The following is a 23,123-nucleotide window of genomic DNA, read 5'->3' as shown; positions in this document are numbered from 1 at the left end:
AATTCCGCTCTGACCGCATGCTCCATGGCTTCAATCAAAGCTTTACTTTTTACCTCATAACGGGAAAGAATTCTTCCTGCGCTGAGTTTCCGGCATAAAATTTCCAGAAGTTTCATCCTGACAGGATTGTCCAGAGCCAGAACTGCGAAACAAATCGTCTTCACCGTTCGGCCTTTCCAGCGGATGGCATGTTTAAACCTGTGAATTTGAAAAATTTCTTTTTTAACGATTTCCTGATCGCCAAGCAATACGATGACTTCTTCGTTTAAAACGAGAAAGGAAGAAAGAAAATCTTGCTTTAACTGCTTCTCAAGGAGTTTTCCTTCTTTTATCTGCAGGCAGACTTTGTATGCGAGTTGGTGAATGAACTGCGCTTCACTTTTGAACGCGCTGTGTTCATGAAGTGAGATCTTCTCCTTGTCTGGCAGATAAAATTCCAACTCATAACAAGGCAAAATGTAATCGTTAATAAACTGGCTGATATCGTCTTTGTCAGGAATAAACGCTGTAAAAAACGGCGGAATCGTTTCTTTATATGCAAAATCCAAAGTCAGAAGTAAAATGCAGTCGTAATTCTTCCGCGCTAATTCTCTTACCTCATAAAGCTCAACAGCTTGATTGCTTTCGATGAAATCACCGAAAAGTCGGTTCCATCTTTGGATCATCAGCTCCGCCATATCCATACCGTTCTCACAGTGTGTAAGCATTTTTAATTGCCGGTGCGGAATTTCAATTTGTTCGCATTCATGATAAATAATCTGAACTAATTTTGTGATTTCTTCCACGCTGAATGAATAATGGATTTCTTCTTTAACGAGGGTGGCGAGCTTACATGCAGCATAATAACAAATCGGCGAGTTCAAGACGACAATATCGGTAATTTGATTGATGAAATGGCCGTTTTCCGGCAAGTTCCATTGCTTGCGGAATAATGCTTTGCATATCAGGTTTATCAATGCTCCATGCAGTGTTTCAATCGTGATTAACATGCGAATCCAGGGATTAACCGGATGTTCTTCTATTGCGTGGATAACCTGATACCCACGGCTGCAAAGTTCTGGCGAGGAAAGAAAACCGGAAGTTCCAGCAGTCTCCTGACTGATGCGGAGTAATTGGGCAACGATCCCTCTTTCATCTTCATCTACGCAAAAATCCGGATTTTCCTTTACCAGCTGATCAAAAAGCAGGTGAACATATTGAATTTCCGGCCATGTCCGCATTTCAACTTTCTCTTCGTCAGTCAAATATAAAGGATACCAGGCCGAACAGCGATGCCGCATTACAATCAGATAGGCTGTAATTCTCTGAACGTTGATATCTTTGATCCGGATATGACAGCTTTGCAGAACATCGTAGATAAGATGTCTGATTTTTGAAGCTTCATCATTTTCGCAGGCAATCCATCGCCAGTAATCCGGATCGACTTCCTTTAACAGATAAAAATTATAATAAACTCCAATCAGATCAGTAATCGCAAACCGTTTGTTTTTCTCTTCCCCGATGACGATCAGGCCTTTATTCTGCCAGGCTTCCACGGACAGCTGATAGTCGGCAAGCAGTTCATACGCTTGCTTCAGATCTTCTTCAATCGCGCCCTTGGACAGATACATCTGGGCTGCCAGACTGCTGATGGTAATCGGCTTTTCCTGGGATAATAATTTACGGCAGAGAAAAATGACACGTTCAGAATGACTGTCGGAAGTCTGTGTTTTAATCATGTTCTGAGTCAGCGGAATCTGAAAATGAGCGTCGAAATTCGTTTTATCATGAATTTGGATACGATATCCCCGTCCCTTTTTCACTTCAAGCAGGGCGCCATATTCCGGAAGTTCGTCTTTAATTTCCTGTATTGACTGAACCACTAATTTCCGACTGATTCCCATAATCTCAGAAATCTGCTTCGCTGTAATGTAATTATCTTCCTTCATAATCAGATAGATTATCCGTTCATTTCTCATTTTTTATGCCTCTTCGAATTTATCCCGGCTTTATTTACAGTGTAACGAAATTCCCTGACCAAAGCAACCTGTTAATTTCTGGAAATGATTACAAAGCTTTCTGACAAAGGGAATTTCAACAGCTTACCTAGTTTATTATAAAATAAAATATCTGGAACTATAGTAGAAGCATATAAAGATGAAAATTCAATTACAGACATCAATATCATTTAACTTCTGCGTTGATTAACAGTAAACAGTAAACAATTTTGATAAATAATCTGATACCAAATAAAGCTTTTTCCTGGCCTAAACTTCCATAAAATCACGTTCTTTACTACTGGCAGCAGGACACTTCAAGCAACGAGGTATTTACTCAACACAAGATCCACGTGGAAAATTGGCAAAAATTTAAAAATTTGCCAATTTTCCACGTGATAGTTATCTTCATTCTATTTTGTGGTATAATATGTCAGTAGATGAATTATCGGCAAAATTTTAAATTTTTGCCAAAATATCACGTTGGAGGTGATGGTCTTGATTTATTATGAAATCATCGATTCTATGCGAGATGAAAGAGAATTTAGCCGTAAAGATTTACGAAAAGTAATTAGGCAAAAAAATCCTGATTTTAATTTTAATAATCTTAGCTCTTTATTAGAGAGATATTTGCGACAGAATTTAATTAAAAAAATAGATAAAGATCAATACACAGTCATTACCAACAAAAAAACTTACACTTATCAGTTAAGTCAGGAATTAAAAGAAATTCATGATTTTTTAGAAGAACGATATCCAGAAATTAACTTTCAAGTATGGGAATTTTCTCAATTAAATGAGTTTCTGAATCATTTACTTGCTAACAAGACTTACGTCATTGAGGTAGAATCTTCTTTTGTTGAATCGTTTTTTGATATTTTAAAAGAAAAGTATTCTAAAGTTCAATTAACACCTACTGTTGAGGAGTTCTATAGGTATGCTGAATGGGGTACGATTGTCGTTAAGAAACTGATTACTGAATCTCCATACGACATGGATACTCCACATCAACTAAGGTTAGAAAAATTATTAGTAGATTTGGTCGCTGATAAGTTCACTTCAGGTCTGATTAACAATTCAGAGACTGCTGACATCTATGAATATTGCTTTAAGCAATATAACATTGATGTAAAAAAAATTCTGCGTTATGCGCGAAGGAGAAATGCAGAAAAAAAAATAAAAGAACTATTAAATAAAGTGAAAGGATAACGGGGGAAATGATTGATACCAATATTTATACACAAAACTATATTCAAAGTTTAACCGAGGATATAAAAGCAGACCGCAATCTTGTAGAAAGATGTCTCTTTGCCTTCGGATTACTTGAAGCCTTATCGAGAGTGAAAATGCCATTCATTTTCAAAGGCGGGACATGTTTGTTATTACTTTTGGATAATCCTAAACGATTATCTACGGATATTGACATCATCGTGGAACCAAATACTGATTTAAATGAATATTTGCATAAAGCAGAACAAGTTTTTCCATTTAAGCACATGGAGGAGAATATCAGAAGAGGCGGAAACAACATTGAGAAAAGACATTATCGTTTCTACTATGACTCACCTATCCAGTCAACAAATACTAATATCATTTTAGATGTCGTTTTTGAGGAATGTCCATATGTTAAGCTTTTAGAGAGAAATATCGAAAATCGTTTTCTGAATGTTAAACAACCCAACATTTTTGTAAAGATACCCACTGTGGATTGTATTCTAGGAGATAAATTAACGGCATTTGCTCCCTATACAATAGGAATTCCATTTGGTGTGGATAAAGAGTTAGAAATTATTAAGCAATTAAACGACATTGCTTGTTTATTTGATGAACTTGAGGACTTTCACGCAGTAAAAGCAACCTACATCAAAACAGCAGAAATGGAAATTGGATTCAGAAATTTGAACATTCACTATAAAGACTGTTTAATTGATACGATACGTTCTTGTCTATGTATTATGGCTAAAGGTTCTATACTTAAGAATGATTATGAATTATTCTTACAAGGGATACGAAAAATAAAAGGACATCTATTGGGTTACAAATATAACCCGGATATTGCTGCAGATCAAGCCTCAAAAGTTTTATATCTTTGCGGATGCTTACTCACGGATCATGAATTTGAAAAAACCGTTAATTTAGTGAATTGCAAAGAAATTAGAAAGTTACCTGATCCTTTGAAAACATTATTCTATCTCAAAAAATTTAATTTCGATGCATTTGGTTATCTATGCGAGACTTTGAATTTAATGGATTTAGAGCAATTACTTTGGGAGAAAACATTGAGTTGATAAACTGAATCCGCTGCAAACTCTTTCCCATTCATACTATAAGAAAAGACAGAACAATCGCTTTTGATCATTCTGTCTTTTTTCTTGAGGTAAACTTGAATTACTGTGCGGAAGCCTGGTTCAGGCAGTCGGTGACCGCATCAAGAATTCTGCCGCTGGACAGCGTGCAGCCCGAGATCGTGTCGACATTGACGGAGTTTTCCGCAACGATCGCCGCTGGCAGATCGCTGATCGCCTTATCGGCGACACCCGCTGTTTCATGCTGTTCAACGATTTCAACCGCGCTGATCTTGCCGTCTGCGATTGTCGTCTTGACTGTCATCTGACCTTCCTGGCCTTCGACCGTCGCCGTGTATTCGCCGTCTTTCAGCGTCTTGCTCATATCGAAGCGATCCGCGGACGCCGTTTCCTTCTCAAACAAGGAAGCGTCGAACAGGTTGGATGCCGCTTTCACGGTATAGCCTTCCGCCAAGGTGTCCGTCATTGCAGTACGGCCTGCAATCCGTCCGAAGGTGATCGGGCCCATGACGCCGGTGCCGCCGGAAACGAACTTGCCCCAGATGCCGCCGGTGCATTCGCCTGCCGCGTACAGACCCGGAATGACGTTGCCGCTTTCATCCAGAACATGCGTCTGCGTGTCGATCGAAACGCCGCCCAGCGTCATCACAACCAACGCTTTTAACGGAATCGCATAATACTTGTCGCCTTCGATCTTGTTGACCGCCAGGCTGTAAGCGGATGGCGTCGCGTCAAAGCTGCGTCCGAATTCATCTTCAGCTTCGCCGTCGACGGCTTTGTTGTAAGTTTCAACCGTAGCCTTCAGCGCATCCGCCGGAACGTTGATCAGCGCGGCCAGGTCTTCCAGCGTCGCCGCCGACTTCACCAGGTTCTTCGCCCGTCCGGTTTCCGGATTGAAATACAGCTGATACATCATATCGCCGCCGGCTGCAGAAAGATCCGCAACGATCTTGTCGGTGAAGATATCATACTGAACCGCGCCCGGCTGTTCTTCCAGCGCGACTTCACGCACATCGACGCGCGCTTCCTGTTCGTTGACAAACCGCTTGCCTTCCTGATTGACGCAGATGCCGCCGGCCTTCCAGGTGTAAGTGGAACCGATCGTTCCGCTCTGCGGACCTGTCTGCACGCCCATCGGGAACGTCGGGATGTAGCTCATCGCTGTCTCATCGACGTTGGCGCCGACTTCCTGCATCATCCGCAGCCCTTCGCCCATCGAGGTTGTAGAGCTGAGGTAATCCGCGCCGTGTTCCGCGTATTTGCCCATCAGCTTGAAGTTTCCGGAATAACCGCCGGTCGCCATAACGACGCCTTTGTTGGCAGTATATTTAATCGTCTTGCCGTCTTCGGTAACCGCTTCAACGCTTAAGACCTGACCCTTGTCGTTCGCCAGCAACTTCACGCCGTCGGTGTTGAAATCAATCGTAACGTTGTCCAGCGTCTTGATGTACTGATCGAGCACCTCATGCGCGGCGCTGGAATAATGTTCCTTGTCGTCGGCCTTCGGTTTGTAGGTCCGCTGAACGGAATATAACTGATGTTCCGGCGCGAAGACCGCTTTGCCGCCGGTCGCTTTGTCTAACGAGAATTCGTTGTCGGCTAACCCGTGCTCCAGCATCCATTCGAACATGTCGGTATCTTCGTTAACAAAGGTTTCGATCAGTTCGCGGTTGCCCAGCTGAGCGCCGTTTTTCATGATGTCTTCCACAAAGGAAGCCTTCGTGTCTTCGATGCCGGCTTCTTTCTGCAGCGAGGTTTCCGCCGCAGACATCGAGCCGGACGTCAGATTCAGATTCCCGCCGGTACGGTTTGTCTTTTCAATAATGATGACGTTCTGCGCGCCGTTGTCGGTGGCCGCGATCGCAGCGGATAACCCCGCTCCGCCTGCGCCTACGACGATGACGTCGGCTGTTTTCTCTTCATCATACGCCGTAGCCGGCGCTGACGGTTGTTGTTCCGCAGGCTTGTTGTTGGATGTTGAGCATCCGCTCATCGCGGAAACCATCAACAAGAAGGCTGAACATAAGGCTACTGTTTTCTTCATTTCTTTCCTTCCCTTCTGATTGTAAGTTTATCATTTAATAATGTTTTCACAATATCAAATTCACTCCTGATTTTAAGAATTTCAGAACCTTCATTTTTGCATTATGGAAATCTATGTTATACTTAATTCAACAGAAACTGAGGTGATTGTGGAATGAATTCAATTTATACGCCCATAAAGAAAGATAATTTCTCCAAAATCGAAGAAGAATTTGATTATGAAATTCTTAAAATAGGAAGGTTTTCCAAGAAGCCGCCTTTGATCAATCACAGCATTTTCATGAACCATTTCAAGATCCCGTTCTTCCTGCATGGACATTGCCGGATTATCGTTGAGGATCAGGAATACCAGGTCGGGCCGGGCGATCTGCTGATCGTGCCGATCAACGCCTTTTATACGGTCAGTTCCGTCGGCGAAGATACAATCGAGTTTTTCTTTCTCCATTTTACCGTTCAGCCGGTGCATAAAATCGCACGGTTTATCGAGTCGCTGGAGCTGACGCAGATTCTGGTGCTGCACGATACGATCAACGAAGTGCTGGTGCATCAGCTGCAGCACACGATTAAAAAGGTCAACGAGCAGGAGCCGGGTTATTATCTGGAAGCAGTCCTGCTTCTGCAAAGCCTGATGCTGCGGCTGCGGATTCTGCGGCAGGAAGGTGATCATCAGCGGGCAGCTTCCCCGCATATCCGCTCCAGCGAGGAAACGGTATTCAACCAATGCGTCCGCTATCTGCAGGAGCATTTGAGCGAAAATATCACGGTCGACAAGCTGTGCGAAATCGCGCATGTCTCGCAGAGTTATTTATACCGCTGCTTTAAAAAGCTCGTCCAGCAGTCGCCCAGCCAGTTCATCCTGCAGTTTAAGCTGCAGAAAAGCCAGGAATTGCTGAAAACAACAGATGATTCGATCACCGCGATTGCGGACGCGACCGGCTTCTCCTCCATCTATTTGTTCTGCAGCACCTTTAAAACCGCGCTGGGGGTAACCCCGACGCAGTTCAGAAAGCATTTTAAAAATCAGGGCTCCGGCGCTTAAGCCGCGAAACCCTGATTTTTTTATATCTTTAGAGGCCGCATTCTCTCCCGACTGAAATGAAGCAAGCTTGCGCTGCCTCCGCTGGCTGATCGCGTTCTCGATCATTTGCCTGTCCTCGCCGTTTGTTCCGCGGTCGGGGATGCGAAATCCTTTGGCAAAAAACGCCTCGGTTAAAAGCTCAGGATAGCTTTGTCTGATCCTGACTTCTAAAGCTGCTTCAGCACACTCTCCGTCAACAAGCTTTCCGCTGCCTCGGGCGAATGCCGCACCGTGATCGTAATCTTCCGTTCTAATAACCGCCGGCAGATCGCGATGTCCTCGCTGGTCAGCGCCGTCCGCTCGTTCAGGATCTTCCCGTTGGGGCGCATCCGCAGGCCGCCCAGATTCAGCGTTTTCAGCTCGCGAAAATGTTCCAACACCTGATTGGCGTCGAACAGACTGCCGACGATGATCAGCACGTTCTCCCGCGATTCCAGCTGCCTGCGTACGATCTCAAAGCCCGCTTCCACCTCCGCGATCTGTAAGCGCACCTCGCGCGGCTTCGCCAGCCCCAGAATCATCTTGGTGAATTCGTCGTTTGCCGCCTCGTCGTTCAGGACAAGAATCATATCCAGATTGTAATAGCTGGTCCAGTAAAACGCCACCTGTCCATGAAGCAGGCGATCGTCCACGCTGACCTGCCGGATCATTCAGACCGCGCTCCCATCATGGCGTTGACATAAACCATCTGATCCTTCGCCGCGTTTACAATCTCCTCGATCTGCGTCCCGTCGCTCACCTCGGAAAACAACATTTCCAATAACAACGAAATATTCGCTCCGCTGATCAGATAGAAATCCCGCGTCCGCAGCTGCCGCATCGCTTCCAGATTGACGCTCCCCCCGACCAGATCCGTCACGACGCACAACGGCTCCGCCGGATCCCGCCGGTCCAGATACGCCTGCAGCTGTTGTTCAAAATCGTTATTGTACGGAAGCAGATCCACGTTGTTCAGATCATCCTTGAAAAATTTCAGCGTGTTGGCCACGCCCTGGGCATAGTCGCCATGTCCGGCAATCAAATATCGCATGTGCCCGCTCCTTTCTAATTTTTACTTAACACTTCAATCAAATCTTCATACTCCGTGATTTTCCCTGAAAACGGTTCGCGGGGATCGTTGATCATCTCGCTGATGAAATCATAGCCCAGCCGCAGCGAATCCAGATCGCCGTTGATGTTGACGAAGATGACCGCTTGTGCCCACAGCTTGTTCCAGATAATCGGCTTTTTCAGAAAACCGATATAGATGAAGCTTTCCGGCAAAGGTTTTAACGTGTGCAGGAAGACGACGCCTTTGGTCGTTTCATGTGACAGGATATGCTCCGCTTCCCAAAACATCGCCAGAATCTCTTTCCAGTTGTCAAACGCTTTAGCCACCTCGCGGAACACCTCGTCGCGCACGCTCCCCTTGAGACTGCCGTTGAAATAGCGCGGGGAAAAATAGCGCGCCAGCTTGCGGAAGGACAGGCGGTTGTGCTTGATCGACTGCTGGATCTGTTCGCCATACGACAGCCGGCCGTCCATATAAATCGACGGCACCGGATAGGATGCCTGCAGCGGCACCGTGCTGAGGATCAGTTCCGCCTGATGCAGATCATGATTTTCCAACTCGCCGACGTCGCAGATCTCAATCATGTTCGCCAGCGCCGCGTGATTTTCGTTGATCTCATTGATCAGCGTGATCGTTTCCGGCCGGCCCCGTCCGCACACGACTAAAATCTTGGCGCCGTGCGGCCGGCTCTCCGTGGAGAACAACAGATTGGTATACAGCACGAGATAGGCAAATTCATTTTTATTCATCCGGACGTTGAAATTCTGTTCCAGAATATCGCTGATCATCATCGTGATGTGAGTGGAAAACAAATATTTATTCAGGAATTCATAGATCATCGGATTGCGCATGACCAGACCGCTGCGCAGCCGCGCAACCATCGCCGGGATGTGCATCCGCAGATATTCCTCGTAGCGATCCTTATTGATCGCGATCACGCCGAAGCGCTTTTGCAGCATCCGGTAAATATCGTACAGTGTTTTCTCTACCTGTTCGATTTCCTCGCTGGTAATTTCGTCCAGTTCCGTGATGTGCTTGGACTTGAAATGCAGCGCGAAGTAGAGAATCTCCTCCTGCGGCAATAAGATTTCAAGCTTGTCCTGCAGCCGCTGCACCAAATCCTGCGCCGCCGGCCATTCCCGCGCGACGCTCGTTCGAAACTCATCCAGATTTCCGTTCTCAATTTTTACGTAATTGTAGAATTTCCAGCGCCGGATGGAGACGATGATGTGGATCACGAAATTCTGCAGCGACTGATCGGACATGTGAATGCCGTATTTTTCCATAATTTCTTCCAACAGGTCGCGCACAAACCGGATTTCATTCTGATTGGTGCTGGAAACAAACATCGCGTTGTCAGCCGCAAAATAGCCTGTCGAGACATTGGCGTGAAAGAAATATTCGGCGATGCACAGCCGTTTGGCAATTTCCTCCCCGACTAACAATATTCCATAATTCGGCCGGGAAATCAGCTCCAGATTGTAGTCCTTGAAGATTTCCCGCACTTCCTTCAGATCGGCGGTCAGCGTGGAGCGGCTGATATACAGCTCGTCGACTAAATCCTCGATCGTCAGATAATAATCCACCGTCAACAGCTTCTTCACGATGTAATTGACGCGTTCGTAACGGTACTTCGGCACGGTCTGCGCGGTTCGCAGCTCACGCCGCTTCAGCTCCGTCAGAAACTGATTATAGAGAAATTCATCGCCCACCGACAGCTGGTAACCGACCCCGGTCCGGGCCAGAATAGCCGCGTCGTAGTCCTTGAGGATCGCGTTCAGCTCGCCGATGTCTTTTTTGACCGTGCGCGCCGACACCTTGACCTTTTCCGCCAGCTGGGCGCTGGTCAGCGGCTGGGAGGCTTCCCCCAGCAAAATCAAAATTTGTTCCAGGCGGTCGCTGATGTATTCCATCCGCTTCCCCTCCTCTCTTAAAAGAATGCAGGGTTGCCCCTGCATGATGTGCTACTGCAGCTTATAATCCTTGAAGTACGTCTTCTTCCCATCCGGAATCAGGCGCAGCTCGACCTCAAAGCCGTCGCTGACCAGCTTATTGCACAGCTCGATATCCTTCTGCGACACCGCGATCGCGCCGATCAGGTTCTCCTTCGTTTCAGCGTTCTTGCGGATTCCGCCCAGATTCAGCGAACCGATTTCCGGGATGCTGGTGAGGATGTCGGCGGCGTCGGGGATGTTGTTGGTGATGACCATGACGTTGGTGCTGCTTTTTAAGTGAGTGCGGATCAGCGCCTTCGCTTTCTCCACGCTTTCACAGACCAGCTTTGTCCCCCGCGGCTTGGCGATATCCAGCGTCATTTTCTGGAAATCATCCTTGGCGATCGCGTCGTTGGCGAGGATGATCATGGTGATCGACAGCTGCTTCGTCCAGGAAAATCCGACCGCGCCGTGGATCAGACGGTCGTCAACACGCAGTAATTTTATCATTCGCTTGTTCCTCCTTGTTTTTTACAAGCCGACTTCGTTGCCGGTTTTCGGCGCTTTGGAGCCCATGATGTCGTTCATCCGTTTGCGGGCTTCGTCCAGCGGATTGACCCATTTGTCGCGGCCCATCGCGGAGATCACCTGGAATGGGATAACGTTGAACAGGACGCTGAAATGTTCGTCGAGGTGATGATCGATCGTCAGCACTTTCGGATCGTCGATCTTGCGGTTGGTGATCAGATAGACGCGGGAGGTCAGTTCGTGGACGCTTTCGTACATTTTGACCGCGCGGTCGCTCGGCTGTCCCAGCGAATCGACGATGATCACCGTGCGCTCAGCGTTGGTTTCAATCGACGGTCCATGCAGGAATTCTTCCATCTCATAAGCGGTCGCGGCATGGCCGGTCGTCTCCGCGATCTTCAACGCCCCTTCCAGTGCAACGGCGTGATTCGGGCCATAGCCCAGAATCTGCACGCGCTTGAGGTCGGTCAGCTCTGCTTCATTGGCGGCATACCAGACTTTCGCTTTCTCTACCGTCTGATCCATCATGTCACAGGCCAGCTTCAGCTGTTCATAATATCCGGCGGCTTCCTCCGCGCTGATCAGACCCTTGGCCTTGCCCGCTTCAATCGCGAACAACATGTAATATAAACCGAGTGTAACAACGCCCTTGGTGACAAAACCGATCTTTTCAATCCCCATGCCCCAGTTCAGGCACAGATCGCAATGCTCCTTCATGACGCTCTCGACATTGCCGGTCAAACCGACCGCCGTCAGGCCATGATCGCGGGCTTTCTGCAGGGCGTCGTTGGTGTTGGTCGAACGGCCGCTCTGACCTGCGCCGAAGACAAACGTCTTTTCGTCAAAGATCGTTTCATAATGATTAAAGGTAAACGAAGTGACGACTTCCGTTCTGACCTTGAGAACCTTTTCGACAAAGTATTTCGCCAGACAGGAGCCGTTGTAGGAAGATCCGGAGGCGATGATCAGGATCCGGTTGTACTCCTTTTTCGTATACAGATCGACGGCCGGCTGCACCAGCTGTGAAGCTTGTTCGATGTTGCGGCGGCACTGCGCCGCGCTTTCTTCAATATAACCCATCATCGTTTCCATTTCGACAATTCCTCCTTATGTTTTTCATGGAAAAGAGGAAGCAAGGCCCTTCGCAAAAGCCTTGTTCCCCTCCTTGTGCAATGCGGTCTGCCTGTCCTGCCGCTTTAAAACGCGCTAAACTTGATTTAAGACGGACGCTTCAGTCCAAGGGACAGGAAGACATAAGCAATTTGAAGACTACGATTAGAGAATGCCGATGACGTTGCAGACGATGCCCAGAATGAACATGCCGATCATGATGTGCAGCATGTTGACCTGCTTCTTTAACAGCCAGGCGGTCGCCCACGTAATGCACAGCGGCAGCAGGCCCGGCAGAATTTCGTCAAACAGCGACTGCAGCGCTAACGGTTCCATCTGGCCAAACTGAATGACTAACGGCGTCGAAACCGAAACCATCGACATCGTCATCGCGCCGATCACCATCAGGCCCAGGATGCCGAAGCACAGCGTCAGCTTGTCCATAATGTTCGACTTGTAGATCTTGTTGATAAACTTGCTTCCGAAATCATACGACTTCCACATCAGATACCAGCGGGCCAGGAAATGCGGTGCGTTGTAGAGCAGAATGAAGACGAAAGGCGCCAGCACGTTGCCCTGTAAGCCTAACTGCGCCGCAACGCCGGCCGCGATGACGCGGAAGGTGCCCTGGAACAGCGAATCGCCGATGCCGGCCAGCGGTCCCATCAGCGCTGCTTTGACAGCGTTGACCGAAGCCGGAGCCAGATCCGGATTGCTTGAGATTTCTTCTTCCATCGCGCAGGAGATACCGAAGATCAGCGTCGATACCTGCGGCGTCGTGTTGAAGAATTCATAGTGACGGCTGAGCGCCATCGCCAGATCCTTCTTATCCGGATAGAGTTCTTTTAACGCCGGAATCATCGCGTAGCAATAACCCGAGCCCTGATAATTCTGATAGTTGAACGAAGCTTCCAGCGTATGCGCGCGCCAGTACACGCCCATTAACGCCTTGCGGCTCAAACGCTTGGTTTCGCGCTTTTCATCTGTGACTTCCTCTTCCGCCGCTTCCTTGTCCTCCGACTTGATGAAGAAGAAGGCGATCACCGCGAAGGCTGCGCCCAGAATCGCAACGCCCGTATTGGTCATGCCCAGGAAGGCTGACAGCACGAAGCCGATGAAGTAGAACGCGCCGATTTCGCGGGTCCAGATCATATTCAGCAGCATCGCGAAGCCCAGTGCCGGCAGGATCGACGTGCCGACTTTTAAGCCGTTGTAGATCCATTCCGGGATGAAATCGACGACCGCCTGAACTGCGCCGGTGCCTAAATAGATGGAGGCAAAGACCAGAATCATCATGATCAGGCTGAACAGCCACCAGGTCAGCCAGTGATACCGTTCCACCTTCTTGTAATCGCCGATTTCGCAGGCTTTCTGCATCTCAACGATCCAGTACTGCATGACGACGCGGATGAAGGTTTTTAACATATTGAACAGAATGCCGGTCGGAATTGCGATGGTCAGCGCGAACGCCGCGTCCTGACCGGACAGAATCGCCAGTCCGCCGCCGACGATCGTCGCGATGGAAACGTCCATGGATACCGAAATACCGATGTTCATGACGCCGATGAAGGCCAGCTCCAGCGTGGCGCCGATCAGAATTCCGGCTTGCAGATCCCCCAGAACCAGGCCGACCAGCGGACCGAGAACGATCGGTTTGGTCAGCATCATGTAACCGTTGATCATATCGGTTCGCGACACGAGATAGATCAACGACAGAAGCAGTGCGTTTAGTAACATAAGTGTTTACCCCTTTCTTAACCTTGGTCTGTGATGCGGTGGGCCTGTCGGTTTGTTTTCAGCTCTCGCTTCCTTTCTTTTGAATAAATGAATTAACATAACAGATCCGGCTCTGCGCTTCGCTGACGCAGCGCTGCAGATCGGCAGCCAGATCGTCTGTTTCTTCCAGTTTCAGCACGTTGAGAATCAATTCGAGATTGACCCCGGCGAGGATGTGGCAGTTGGGCTTCAGCAGGCTGCGCATCATGTATTGATTGACGCTGCCGCCCAGCAGGTCGGTCATGATAATCCAGGTTTCCGCTTCATGCCCCGCCATGATCTTCTGCATGCGGGTTTCCAGAGGCGTTTCGTCGGTATAGGCACACAGGGCTGTCACGTCCGGATTTTCGCCTGCCAGCCGGCACACCGCGCTGGTCAGTCCGGCGGCGTATTCGCCATGACTCGCGATCAGATATTTCACATTATTCCTCTTTCCATTCGTCCTTTTCAATGCCATTATAGAAAGCTTTGTAATCATTAACTACTCAATTAATTTCACTAATTCTAGTGCAGTGCATCAGCCGGGCGGCCTTCCAGCAGCGCCGGGATTTCCGCCAAATCGTCAAACAAGGCGTGGGCCGGGGATTGATCAAATCCATACCGCTGGTCGCGCTTGGCCAGCACGCGCATGCCGGCGCGGATGGCAGCCTGAATGCCGTAGGTGGAATCTTCAATCACGGTGCATTGTTGAGGCTTGGCGTGAAGCTCGGCGGCGACGTGCAGATAGATTTCCGGATTCGGCTTGCTTTCCCGGAAATCATTGCCGCTGGCGATCACTTCAAACAAGGGCAGGATCGCGAGCTCCCGGAGCACTTGTTCGATGTTGGCGCGCGGCGAGCTGGACGCCAGAGCCAGGCGCCAGCCGGTGTTTTTCAGCTGATTCAGCGTTTGATGTACGTGAGGATTCGCCAGCTCGCGGTACGCGATCCGCTGCCCCTGATGGTACGCCCGGTAATCGCGGCGATAGGTTTCCTCACTATCATAAAATGCTGGATCCGCCTGTTTTAGAATCGAAAATGTTTTGCGGCTGCTTTCGCCGACAAGCCGGTCGAGCACCGCGCGGGGAAACGCATAACCCCGGCTGATCAGAAAATCTTCAAGCCGTTTGTAATAAACCGGTTCGGTATCGACGAGCACGCCGTCCATATCAAAGATGACGATTTTCTCCATCTTCAACCTCCTTTCTGTGTTCCTGCGGATTTATTATAGGAAGATTGTGCTTTGGAACAAAAACGGAAAAAGATCACCAAGCTTAGTGCAGCGTTCCCCCTGATTTCTGTGCGGCAATCCGCTATAATAGAAACAGAAGGGAGCGATCAATCATGCTTTTATTTGCTCAACCCGGACCTCACAACACCAACGCAGCGGTGGCCGAGGGCATCCGCAAAGCCAAACAGCTGAATACCGATCTCGTCTTCGCCTCATCCTCCGGCGCGACCGCCAAAATCGTCATCGCCGAAGCCCGAAAACAGGGATTTACCGGAAAACTGATCGACGTCCGTTCCGTCACCGACGTGCAAGCTCGCGGTCTCAACCGGATGGACGCAAAAACCAAACGTGAACTGGAAGCTCAGGGCGTCGTAATCGTCACCGCCGGCCACGCGTTAAGCAGTGGGGAACGGGGACTGAGCCGTCAGTTCAGCGGGATTTATCCGCTGGAAATCATGGCCGCCACACTGCGGACTTTGGGTCAGGGCGTCAAGGTTTGTTTTGAATGTGCGGTGATGGCGCTCGACGCCGACGTGATCGAATGGGGAAAACCCGTCGTAGCTCTGGGCGGAACCGCAAGCGGAGCGGATACTGCCATTGTGATCACGCCGGGCTATTCTGCCTCCATCCTCACGACCCGGATTCACGAGATTCTCTGCAAGCCCGCGCTGATGCCGGACTCCGGGTCTTCAGGAAGAAATTCATCAACATAGACCCGGTCAGAACACGTTATCGTTTTCATGAAGAAGGTTTTGCCTTCAGAGAACGCTATAAGCCTCTAATGAGTTAATTATACAATTCATCCGCCTTAATTTCAACGCATTTGAGTTTGCTTTATTTTTATCATTTTTCTCGTTCACCGTATTGGTCATTTTCAATTTTTTCTCCCTAATCCTCCTTCTTTTTCAGTGCGCACCTAAACGATGAATCCCATTACTTTAAAACTCTTTAGCGGAATAGTACTCTTAAAAGTCATCGTTTTCTTCTTTCTTTTGAGATGCACTTTCCGAATAGAAGAAAAAGAATTCGATTAGGGCTGCGAGATTTTCGGAGTTGGAGCATCCGGACTTTCCTCAAGCGCTTCGATCCGGTTTGTCTGTGGTACTGCGGGGTCGCCATTTTCAATTTCCCGCTTCGAAGCCGACATCTCTTTTTGAGAAACCTCCGGCTGGGTCAGATTGTTCAGCCATCGTTCCTTTTTCAACAAAGCCAGTGCTAACAGACATTTCAGTACATAACTGACTTCCACCAAGCAGTAAACCGCAGTCAGCGGCAAGTTAGTTCCCCTCGTTAATCCAATCAACAAAGGAATCGGAATGATCCACATGAACAGGGAATCGATCAGAAAGATCGACCGGCTGTCCCCGCCGCTGCGGAAGACGAAATACACAAGAAAATGTCCGGTCGCCAGCGGGAATAACAGCGCCATGATCCGCATCAGCTCATCCGCTGTCCGCAGCGAAAGCGCAGAACCTGTGTAGATCAACGGGATTGTCCAGCGGCAGAGATCAATCAGGATTCCAAACGCAACGGAAAGTCCCAGCGCCAGCTTGAACACACGCCGCACGACCTCCCTGGCCTCCGCTTTCTTTCCCTGTCCCAGAACCGGACCGACCAGAATGGTCAGCACTGTGCCGGCCGCAGGAAAAAGCACCCGGAACAGCTCATAGTAGGTCATCGCAATGGCATATCCGGCCGTTATTGGCGTACTGAACGACGAGTAGCCTTTAAATAACATCGCCAGCCCCAGGCCGTAGAATAATTCGTTCAATCCGATCGGAAGCATTGTTTTCCCAATCTGAACCGCCAGCGATCGCGGCATTTTCGGAATCGTTTTCCATGCCTGCGCATAGACGCACCGCGAGCGTTTCATCAGGACAATCATGATCAGAGCTTCCGCACACCGGCACAGCAGCATCGCCAGACCCGCCCCCAACATGCCGCCAGGGATCCCCTCCAGCAAAATCAGATTCGCCAAAATCTTAACGATGACGGCGGCGCAGCTGCCCCACAGCGGAAGGCGCACCTGACCGATCGCCCGCATCGCATTGGTAATCGCCTGCGACAGCACATAAGGAATCATCGACAGCGCCAGCAGCTGAAGGTAGACCGCTGCCGGGCCTTCCAGCGCCGGATCGGAAGAAAACAGCCGGATCAGCGTTTGCGGAAAAGCAAGGCCAGCCAGGATAAACGGAAACAACAGCGCGATCGAAGCCGCCAGGGAAAAACGGAACGTCTGAGTCATCCGCTGCGGCTGATCAATTCCGGCATATTGGGCGAGAAACACAACCCCGCCCGCCAGAATGCCGTTGAGGAAACTGCTCGGCACCGTAAACAGGCGGTTGACAATCGCGGCCGACGAAACGAAAAGATCGCCGTACCGGCCGACCATCACGTTGTCAATAATCGTGATCAGGTTGAGAATCAGCTGCTGCGCGATCATCGCCAGACAGAGATTCAGGGCCTGCCGGTAAAAGTGTTTCATTGATTCCTGATGCTTATCCATCCCTTTCCCCTCCGCTCTGACCTTCGTTCTTCCTTCAGTATAGAAAGTCCAGTTCAGCGGCAGAAGCTGAAAAAAATCACCATTTCTGGTGAAGTTTTTTTTCTCCTCTGGGCTGAATCAACAAAAGATTTTATTGTTTGCGGATTAGAAACGAAGGTCTTCGCACACTTTGATTCCCATGATTTCAATGGGGAAACTGGCTGCGGATTGCTTCCATCAGTGCCAGCACTTCCCGGGTCTTGGCCTGCGGATAGAGCGGGCTTTCCCGCCAGCCGTTGCCAACACAGCGGCAGACTTCCGCAATCTCCCCCGCCAGATCGGTATACTGAATCGTCGGCCGGATCGTCTGTATTCCCCGGGCGTTTTCCAGAATGATTTCCTCGGCCCGGTAATAGTAAGGAATCCGCAGCGTGCCTTCCGTTCCCCGGATCACAGCTTCACGCGGACGTTCACGGTCGATCGCGCCTTCGGTCAGAATGCGCGCGCCGCTGGCCGTCATCAGTTCGCATTGGAAGTGAACGTCGATGTGATCGCGCAGCTGGGCCGTCACGGTCAGAGTCGGCGTCAGGTCCGGAAACAGATCCAGCACGAAATAATAAAGATAGCTGCCGATATCGTACAGCGCGCCGCCCTGAAGAGGATCCAGAATGTACCAGCCCGGTTTTGTCTGGCCTTTTAAATCGTAACAGTAATTGACATCGGCGCCGGTCACCTGCCCGATAGCCCCGTCTTCGATCAGATTTTTGACGATCGCGCTGGTCGGGTAAAACGGCGTCTTCAGCGCTTCCATTAAGAAGCAATCCTGACGTTTCGCTTCCGCGCACAGCTGATCCCAGTCCGCGCTGGTAAATGCGGCGGGTTTCTCCACCAGGACATGTTTATGCTGCGCCAGCGCCGCCAGCGTCATCGCTTTATGCTGCGCATGCGGCAGCGCAATGTAAACGCAGTCGACCTCAGGACTGGTCAGACAGGCTTGATAGTTGTCGACAATCCGCGCGCCCGACACCGCCGCGGCCGCCGCTTCCCGCTTAGCTGAGGTCTGAGAAGCAATCCATGTAATCTCCGCTTCTTCAACCTGGACGCTGTCATGAACGAAGCGCTGCGCGATCCCGCCATAACCTAATATTCCAAATCGCATAACTTCACACTCCTTTGACATCACTATACGCCTGCCCGGGGAAAAGAAAAAGCGGAGAATTGTGAATTTTTATAACGGATTTCTTACGGTTTTCTATTTTTCCTGATCATGGACTGTATTGAATTTCTTATTGATGTCCGATTCTTCACCGACTTTGTTATGGAACTTCCGATTCCAAAAGTGTTCCGTTTACCCGGATTGTACGGAAGCCGGAAGAACTAAAGGGACGCTCCTTCAATGAGAGCGTCCCTTCTTTTTACATTTTTTATCTGAAGCAGAATGAAGGAAGAACAATCCATTCAGATCCGACGGATCTGCCGGAAAGTCCTTACTTGACCAGCGGTTCCCGCGCGTGATCCGACAGCGTCGTCTGTGTGGACCGCGCCGTGATCTTATCCTGCGTGATCGTAAACTTATCTCCAACAAAATAGTGCGTCGTTAATTCAAAGGGTTCGTCGTTGACATTCCACAGGATTGTCTGACGAAGCAGAGGAACATGATTGGAGCCGATCAGCTTGGCCTGTTCCGCGCTGGGCAGACAGGCCCCCAATTCCATATATCCGTAGGAACGCTCAATCCCCAATTCTTCGATGTACTGGTTCAGTGAACCTTCCAGCCGTTTAATATCCATCGTCGGCAGAATATTCTGCGAGATATAGGAATACGAAATACAGATCAGACTGCCGTTGCCGAAGCGTGTCCGGATGAAGAAATGCAGAAAGTCGTCCTCCGCTACATGCAGCAGAGCGGCGATGTCCGGAGCTTCCTTGCCTTTGATAATTCCATATTTAATCAATTCAGCCGACGGTTCCAATCCGGCGTTGCGGATCATATCCGTAATGCTTTCAGTCCGCACCGAGCTTTTTTTGATCTTCGCCTTGAATTTGTCATCTGCGAACGTGCCCTTGCCTTTTATCCGCTTGATAAACCCATGCACGGCTAATTCGTTCATGGCCCGGGAAACCGTCATGTGACTGGTGGAAAACCTGGCGCAGATCTCGCTTTCCGGCGGAAACGGTTCATCGTTGGCAATCTCTCCGCTTTCGATTTTCTCTTTAAAGTAATTCACGATTTCCACATATTTTGGAAGTTTCGGCATGTTTTACCCCCTGCTTTTTAAACTTTCGGCAATTCTTTTGTTCTCAGAATTGCCGTGTTCTATTTATTTCGTTTCTTCCACATTTCCATGTCTGAGGCTTGGATAATGCGACGAAACGTAACGCTTTTTGACCGGACTGACCTTCGTGTCGATTCCCGTGTCTTCGCAGATCAGTGCTGAAAGCACCTGAAAAGGAATCACATAGAGAATCGGCGAAAGCAGATCCGTCGTTTTCACTGAGAATTTCAGATCTCTTTCTGAACTTGCCACATCCTCCTCACAGGTGACCACAAATACATGTTTTGTGAAGACGTCTTTATAATATGGAACTAACTCTTTCAAACGTTCCAGTTCTTTCCGGCCCTCGGAAGCGATCATAAAGATATAGTTATCCTGATTGTAAGCCCGCATCGGTCCATGCATCTGTTCTTCCATTTCATAACCGGTACACGGCCGGGAATACGTTTCAAAGAATTTCAGGCGTGATTCCAGCGCCGTTGGATAGTTCAGACCATAGCCTGCGATGGAGGATTTTGTCATTTGATAAAATTCTTCTTTATTACGATTATACCAGTCGATCGACTCATTGACAACTATTTCCAGGTTGTCGGCCAACGCCTTGGCCGCTTCATCCAACTGCTGATAATAGGCTTGATCAATCAGTTTTTTACGCCGCGCGATCTCAATGGCCTGGATGTAAAACTGGAAGATGGTTTCCGTATAACCGCGCGTTTCCGGACCGATTTCTTCTTCTTCGCAGACTAAATGACAGTATACGTCAGCCAGTTCTTCCAGCACGCTGTTTAATTGCTCGGTCACCGCAATGGTGAAATACCCGTCATCCGCAGCTTTTTTTACCGCTTCACAGGTCGAGATACTGTCGCCGTGCTGTGAAAAGCCGATGACGCAGATTTCTTCTTTTTTAAAAATTCCGGACGGATTCGGATTCTCATGATAGGTAAACAACGTTGGCGCGCAGGCAACGCCTTCAACGTGCAGCAGCTCGACAAAGAGATTTTTAATAACCATCGAAACATGATTGGAAGTACCGGATCCCAGGAAATAGACCTTCTTAAAATCATGCTCGACAAAAGCGTCAACAAAGCGGGTCATATATTCATTGCGGGTAGCGTAAGCCTTCTTTAAAACCCGGGGTGTATCCTGAATATGACCGATCATTGAGAGTTTTTCCTTTTCCATGCTTTATTCTGTTCTCCTTTTTCTTGAATCATCGGGCAGCTCATCATAAATATACCACAATCTGTTCCAAAATCAACAGTAAATATATATTTATTGAAAATTACCTTTTCTGGAAATCATTTCTGTTCCCCAAGAATTCGGGATATTCAGCGGTTTTTTGTCAGAAATATGCTGGAAGTCATGCAAATCTGTCTTATATTAGGGATGTAATTATTGTTGGCTATAATTTTTAATATATATTTTTATAATTTTTATATTTACAAATATATATTTATAGATTATACTGAGTTTAAATCAGGCAGCTCTCATCCAGTTTCATCCATTGAAAGGGGGAAAAAACATCGAATGAATCAAATTATCATCGCCGCCCATGGCCGGCTTGCGTCGGGCATGAAGGAAACGCTGGAATTTTTCGGCGCCCGAAACATCGTCATTTTGGAACAAACCGTTCAGGAATCCGGCTTTGAAGCAAAGGTGGAAAAAATCCTTCAACAATATGCCGGCCAAAACTGCATCGTCTTTACCGATTTATACGGAGGCTCCGTCAATCAGATCTTTTTCAAAAACCTGCGTAATTACTCATTCCATCTGATCACGGGTATGAATCTGGCGATGATTCTGGAATGTGTTTTTACAGAAACCGATCTGGATGGACTGCACTTAAAGGAAATCATTGCGAATGCCTGTCGTCAAACCTGTTACATGAACGACTTGTTGCTTCATTGCGGGGAAGAGGACGACTAGAAAGGAAAATCAATATGATCAGTTTATTGCGCGTCGACGGACGGCTGGTTCACGGCATGGTCGCCGTAACCTGGGTCGGGGAACTCAAGCCGAACGTTTTAGTGGTTGCCAACGATGCGGCGGCCAACGACAGTTTTCACACAATGACGTTAAAGCTGGCCAAGCCGGCCAATGTGGACATGTATGTCTGGACGCTGGCCAAGGCGGTTGACCGCTTGAACGGACCGAAATACAAAGCGAAGAAAATCTTTATCACGGTCGGCACCATCGCCGACGCGGAAGCGCTCGTCAGCCAATGTCCGGAGATTCGCCGCGTCAATGTCGGCCCTGAAGTCGACGGTACAAAGGGGCGGGTAACCGAAGGAAAAGTGGAGATCAGCGACGGCGTCTTTGCCTCCCCAGAAGAATTCGCGTGTCTGAAACGCATTCATGATCAGGGCGTCGAGGTGTTCGCGCAGATCACTCCGCAAATGCCGGCCGTTGATTTTACGGATTTCGCTAAAAAATTTGAATAAGAAGGAGAAAAGGGTATGATTTTACAAGCTATTCTCGTCGGTCTTGTCGCGGGTTACGGACGGATCGAACAATCCTGGTTCGGGCAGCAGATGATCGCGCGGCCGATCTGGCTGTGTACGCTCGTCGGACTTTTGTTAGGGGATTTAAAGCAAGGCGTCATCATCGGCGGTACGCTGGAGCTGATCTGGGCCGGTGTCGTTCAGATCGGGGCTGCGCCGACAGAGGTTGTCAGCGGCAGCGTGCTGGCCTCGGCGCTGGTCATCACCAGTGGTCTGACCGTCGAGGAAGGCGTCGCGCTGGCAATCCCGGTCGCGCTGCTGGCCAGCGTTATGAATACGTTTATCTCGTCGGTGAACTCTGCCGTTCTGTCTTCCTTGACGAACAAAGCGGTGGAAAACTGTGATACCAAGATGATCTGGTGGACTGGAATCGGCGGAGGCATCATTTATTTCATCGTCTACTTTGTCGTTATCGCCCTGGGCTTTATGGCCGGATCCGTCGCGATCCAGGCGGTCATTGATTCCATTCCGGGCGTCGTCCGCTACGGTCTGACCAATGCCAGCAAGCTCCTGCCTGCGATCGGCATCGGCATTCTGCTGAAATTTACGTTTGATTGGAAATATGCCGGCTTCTTTGCGCTGGGCTTCCTGCTTCCAACCTATCTGGGAATGGGCACGATGGGCGTCGCACTGACGGGATTGGTCTGCGCATACATCTATTATCAATTTAAACCGAGAGCAGAGGAGGACGACTAATCATGACGAATCCGGTTCAATTATCAAAAAAGGAACTGAATAAGGTATTCTGGCGTTCCTATCAGGCGCTGGGGTGTTATACCTACGATAAGCAGCAAGGGATTTCCTACATGCGCGCCCTGCTTCCGGCGCTGCAGAAACTCTATCCGGATCC

Annotated in this window: 22 protein-coding genes and 1 pseudogene; 8 read left to right on the top strand and 15 right to left on the bottom strand. The window is 48.9% G+C overall.

The genetic code is table 11. From position 1 onward, the window contains the following. The coding region (locus AC5OW4_RS08140; RefSeq protein ID WP_493676856.1) for a BglG family transcription antiterminator at positions 1 to 1,220 on the bottom strand (1,220 nt) is incomplete at its 3' end. A 255-nt stretch (positions 1,221 to 1,475) separates the two neighbouring features. After that, positions 1,476 to 1,958: pseudogene (locus AC5OW4_RS08135) on the bottom strand (HTH domain-containing protein); the annotation flags it as partial. A gap of 516 nt (positions 1,959 to 2,474) precedes the next feature. On the opposite strand from AC5OW4_RS08135, the gene AC5OW4_RS08130 reads away from it, so the two are divergent. Next, positions 2,475 to 3,185, top strand: coding sequence for a DUF6577 family protein (locus AC5OW4_RS08130; protein ID WP_139248657.1), 711 nt, complete (start codon positions 2,475 to 2,477; stop codon positions 3,183 to 3,185). An 8-nt stretch (positions 3,186 to 3,193) separates the two neighbouring features. Then, entirely contained in the window at positions 3,194 to 4,264 is a 1,071-nt protein-coding gene (locus AC5OW4_RS08125) for a nucleotidyl transferase AbiEii/AbiGii toxin family protein (RefSeq protein ID WP_072685473.1), read from the top strand. 100 nt (positions 4,265 to 4,364) lie between these two features. On the opposite strand, the gene AC5OW4_RS08120 is transcribed toward AC5OW4_RS08125, so the two are convergent. Then, on the bottom strand, positions 4,365 to 6,326 hold the full coding sequence (locus tag AC5OW4_RS08120) for an FAD-dependent oxidoreductase (RefSeq protein WP_195395280.1): 1,962 nt from the start codon (positions 6,324 to 6,326) through the stop codon (positions 4,365 to 4,367). A 153-nt stretch (positions 6,327 to 6,479) separates the two neighbouring features. On the opposite strand from AC5OW4_RS08120, the gene AC5OW4_RS08115 reads away from it, so the two are divergent. Next, positions 6,480 to 7,364 (top strand): AraC family transcriptional regulator, encoded by an 885-nt coding sequence (locus tag AC5OW4_RS08115; protein WP_493676854.1) that lies wholly within the window; start codon positions 6,480 to 6,482, stop codon positions 7,362 to 7,364. Positions 7,365 to 7,570: 206 nt separating this feature from the next. On the opposite strand, the gene AC5OW4_RS08110 is transcribed toward AC5OW4_RS08115, so the two are convergent. From AC5OW4_RS08110 to AC5OW4_RS08075, 8 genes are all read right to left on the bottom strand, one after another. Then, positions 7,571 to 8,053, bottom strand: a complete 483-nt coding sequence (locus AC5OW4_RS08110; RefSeq protein WP_195395278.1) for a PTS sugar transporter subunit IIB — start codon at positions 8,051 to 8,053, stop codon at positions 7,571 to 7,573. Then, on the bottom strand, positions 8,050 to 8,433 hold the full coding sequence (locus AC5OW4_RS08105; RefSeq protein WP_195395277.1) for a PTS sugar transporter subunit IIA: 384 nt from the start codon (positions 8,431 to 8,433) through the stop codon (positions 8,050 to 8,052). Before AC5OW4_RS08105 ends, AC5OW4_RS08110 begins: the two co-directional genes overlap by 4 nt. A 14-nt stretch (positions 8,434 to 8,447) precedes the next feature. After that, positions 8,448 to 10,367, bottom strand: a complete 1,920-nt coding sequence (locus tag AC5OW4_RS08100) for a BglG family transcription antiterminator (RefSeq protein WP_072685468.1) — start codon at positions 10,365 to 10,367, stop codon at positions 8,448 to 8,450. A 51-nt stretch (positions 10,368 to 10,418) separates the two neighbouring features. Next, positions 10,419 to 10,898 carry a PTS sugar transporter subunit IIB gene (locus AC5OW4_RS08095; protein ID WP_295768516.1) on the bottom strand — a complete coding sequence of 160 codons (480 nt, stop codon included), beginning with the start codon at positions 10,896 to 10,898 and terminating at the stop codon, positions 10,419 to 10,421. A 21-nt stretch (positions 10,899 to 10,919) separates the two neighbouring features. Continuing rightward, complete coding sequence (locus tag AC5OW4_RS08090) at positions 10,920 to 12,008, bottom strand: SIS domain-containing protein (protein ID WP_195395275.1); 1,089 nt, start codon at positions 12,006 to 12,008, stop codon at positions 10,920 to 10,922. A 183-nt stretch (positions 12,009 to 12,191) separates the two neighbouring features. Further along, positions 12,192 to 13,763, bottom strand: a complete 1,572-nt coding sequence (locus tag AC5OW4_RS08085) for a PTS system mannose/fructose/sorbose family transporter subunit IID (protein WP_117894708.1) — start codon at positions 13,761 to 13,763, stop codon at positions 12,192 to 12,194. A gap of 58 nt (positions 13,764 to 13,821) precedes the next feature. After that, complete coding sequence (locus tag AC5OW4_RS08080; protein WP_195395274.1) at positions 13,822 to 14,223, bottom strand: PTS sugar transporter subunit IIA; 402 nt, start codon at positions 14,221 to 14,223, stop codon at positions 13,822 to 13,824. Between the two features lie 83 nt (positions 14,224 to 14,306). Beyond that, on the bottom strand, positions 14,307 to 14,972 hold the full coding sequence (locus AC5OW4_RS08075; protein ID WP_195395273.1) for an HAD family hydrolase: 666 nt from the start codon (positions 14,970 to 14,972) through the stop codon (positions 14,307 to 14,309). 152 nt (positions 14,973 to 15,124) lie between these two features. On the opposite strand from AC5OW4_RS08075, the gene AC5OW4_RS08070 reads away from it, so the two are divergent. Further along, the gene (locus AC5OW4_RS08070) at positions 15,125 to 15,724 is read left to right on the top strand and encodes a pyruvate kinase alpha/beta domain-containing protein (RefSeq protein WP_195395272.1); all 600 of its coding nucleotides are present in this window, start codon (positions 15,125 to 15,127) and stop codon (positions 15,722 to 15,724) included. A 317-nt stretch (positions 15,725 to 16,041) separates the two neighbouring features. Here the strand turns inward: AC5OW4_RS08070 and AC5OW4_RS08065 are convergent, their stop codons facing one another. The 4 genes from AC5OW4_RS08065 to AC5OW4_RS08050 all read right to left on the bottom strand — a co-directional run bounded on the left by AC5OW4_RS08065 (position 16,042) and on the right by AC5OW4_RS08050 (position 20,954). Beyond that, positions 16,042 to 17,517: an MATE family efflux transporter gene (locus tag AC5OW4_RS08065; protein WP_195395271.1), complete on the bottom strand. Its 1,476-nt coding sequence runs from the start codon at positions 17,515 to 17,517 to the stop codon at positions 16,042 to 16,044. 184 nt (positions 17,518 to 17,701) lie between these two features. Next, positions 17,702 to 18,655, bottom strand: coding sequence for a Gfo/Idh/MocA family protein (locus AC5OW4_RS08060; protein WP_195395270.1), 954 nt, complete (start codon positions 18,653 to 18,655; stop codon positions 17,702 to 17,704). Between the two features lie 328 nt (positions 18,656 to 18,983). Then, positions 18,984 to 19,754, bottom strand: coding sequence for a GntR family transcriptional regulator (locus AC5OW4_RS08055; protein WP_195395269.1), 771 nt, complete (start codon positions 19,752 to 19,754; stop codon positions 18,984 to 18,986). Between the two features lie 63 nt (positions 19,755 to 19,817). After that, a complete protein-coding gene (locus AC5OW4_RS08050) occupies positions 19,818 to 20,954 on the bottom strand; it encodes an SIS domain-containing protein (protein WP_195395268.1) in 1,137 nt (378 codons plus the stop codon). Positions 20,955 to 21,299: 345 nt separating this feature from the next. On the opposite strand from AC5OW4_RS08050, the gene AC5OW4_RS08045 reads away from it, so the two are divergent. The 4 genes from AC5OW4_RS08045 to AC5OW4_RS08030 all read left to right on the top strand — a co-directional run. Continuing rightward, complete coding sequence (locus AC5OW4_RS08045; protein ID WP_195395267.1) at positions 21,300 to 21,698, top strand: PTS sugar transporter subunit IIA; 399 nt, start codon at positions 21,300 to 21,302, stop codon at positions 21,696 to 21,698. A gap of 14 nt (positions 21,699 to 21,712) precedes the next feature. Continuing rightward, positions 21,713 to 22,213, top strand: a complete 501-nt coding sequence (locus AC5OW4_RS08040; protein ID WP_117894699.1) for a PTS sugar transporter subunit IIB — start codon at positions 21,713 to 21,715, stop codon at positions 22,211 to 22,213. Positions 22,214 to 22,228: 15 nt separating this feature from the next. Further along, a complete protein-coding gene (locus AC5OW4_RS08035; RefSeq protein ID WP_083538640.1) occupies positions 22,229 to 22,969 on the top strand; it encodes a PTS mannose/fructose/sorbose/N-acetylgalactosamine transporter subunit IIC in 741 nt (246 codons plus the stop codon). A 2-nt stretch (positions 22,970 to 22,971) separates the two neighbouring features. Continuing rightward, positions 22,972 to 23,123: PTS system mannose/fructose/sorbose family transporter subunit IID (locus tag AC5OW4_RS08030; RefSeq protein WP_493676855.1), on the top strand; the 152-nt coding region annotated here is incomplete at its 3' end.

It is taken from the genome of Holdemania sp. (assembly GCF_986127675.1).
Note: the sequence above shows the minus strand (reverse complement) of the source record. Positions and strands in the feature narration are given on the sequence as shown.

Bases quoted from the DNA above. Each gene is read 5' to 3' on its own strand.
- AC5OW4_RS08090 (WP_195395275.1), bottom strand. From the start codon at position 12,008: ATGGAAACGATGATGGGTTATATTGAAGAAAGCGCGGCGCAGTGCCGC.
- AC5OW4_RS08110 (WP_195395278.1), bottom strand. From the start codon at position 8,053: ATGATCCGGCAGGTCAGCGTGGACGATCGCCTGCTTCATGGACAGGTG.
- AC5OW4_RS08075 (WP_195395273.1), bottom strand. From the start codon at position 14,972: ATGGAGAAAATCGTCATCTTTGATATGGACGGCGTGCTCGTCGATACC.
- AC5OW4_RS08085 (WP_117894708.1), bottom strand. From the start codon at position 13,763: ATGTTACTAAACGCACTGCTTCTGTCGTTGATCTATCTCGTGTCGCGA.
- AC5OW4_RS08115 (WP_493676854.1), top strand. From the start codon at position 6,480: ATGAATTCAATTTATACGCCCATAAAGAAAGATAATTTCTCCAAAATC.
- AC5OW4_RS08120 (WP_195395280.1), bottom strand. From the start codon at position 6,326: ATGAAGAAAACAGTAGCCTTATGTTCAGCCTTCTTGTTGATGGTTTCC.
- AC5OW4_RS08060 (WP_195395270.1), bottom strand. From the start codon at position 18,655: ATGCGATTTGGAATATTAGGTTATGGCGGGATCGCGCAGCGCTTCGTT.
- AC5OW4_RS08055 (WP_195395269.1), bottom strand. From the start codon at position 19,754: ATGCCGAAACTTCCAAAATATGTGGAAATCGTGAATTACTTTAAAGAG.
- AC5OW4_RS08125 (WP_072685473.1), top strand. From the start codon at position 3,194: ATGATTGATACCAATATTTATACACAAAACTATATTCAAAGTTTAACC.
- AC5OW4_RS08105 (WP_195395277.1), bottom strand. From the start codon at position 8,433: ATGCGATATTTGATTGCCGGACATGGCGACTATGCCCAGGGCGTGGCC.
- AC5OW4_RS08095 (WP_295768516.1), bottom strand. From the start codon at position 10,898: ATGATAAAATTACTGCGTGTTGACGACCGTCTGATCCACGGCGCGGTC.
- AC5OW4_RS08045 (WP_195395267.1), top strand. From the start codon at position 21,300: ATGAATCAAATTATCATCGCCGCCCATGGCCGGCTTGCGTCGGGCATG.
- AC5OW4_RS08065 (WP_195395271.1), bottom strand. From the start codon at position 17,517: ATGGATAAGCATCAGGAATCAATGAAACACTTTTACCGGCAGGCCCTG.
- AC5OW4_RS08050 (WP_195395268.1), bottom strand. From the start codon at position 20,954: ATGGAAAAGGAAAAACTCTCAATGATCGGTCATATTCAGGATACACCC.
- AC5OW4_RS08035 (WP_083538640.1), top strand. From the start codon at position 22,229: ATGATTTTACAAGCTATTCTCGTCGGTCTTGTCGCGGGTTACGGACGG.
- AC5OW4_RS08100 (WP_072685468.1), bottom strand. From the start codon at position 10,367: ATGGAATACATCAGCGACCGCCTGGAACAAATTTTGATTTTGCTGGGG.
- AC5OW4_RS08040 (WP_117894699.1), top strand. From the start codon at position 21,713: ATGATCAGTTTATTGCGCGTCGACGGACGGCTGGTTCACGGCATGGTC.
- AC5OW4_RS08070 (WP_195395272.1), top strand. From the start codon at position 15,125: ATGCTTTTATTTGCTCAACCCGGACCTCACAACACCAACGCAGCGGTG.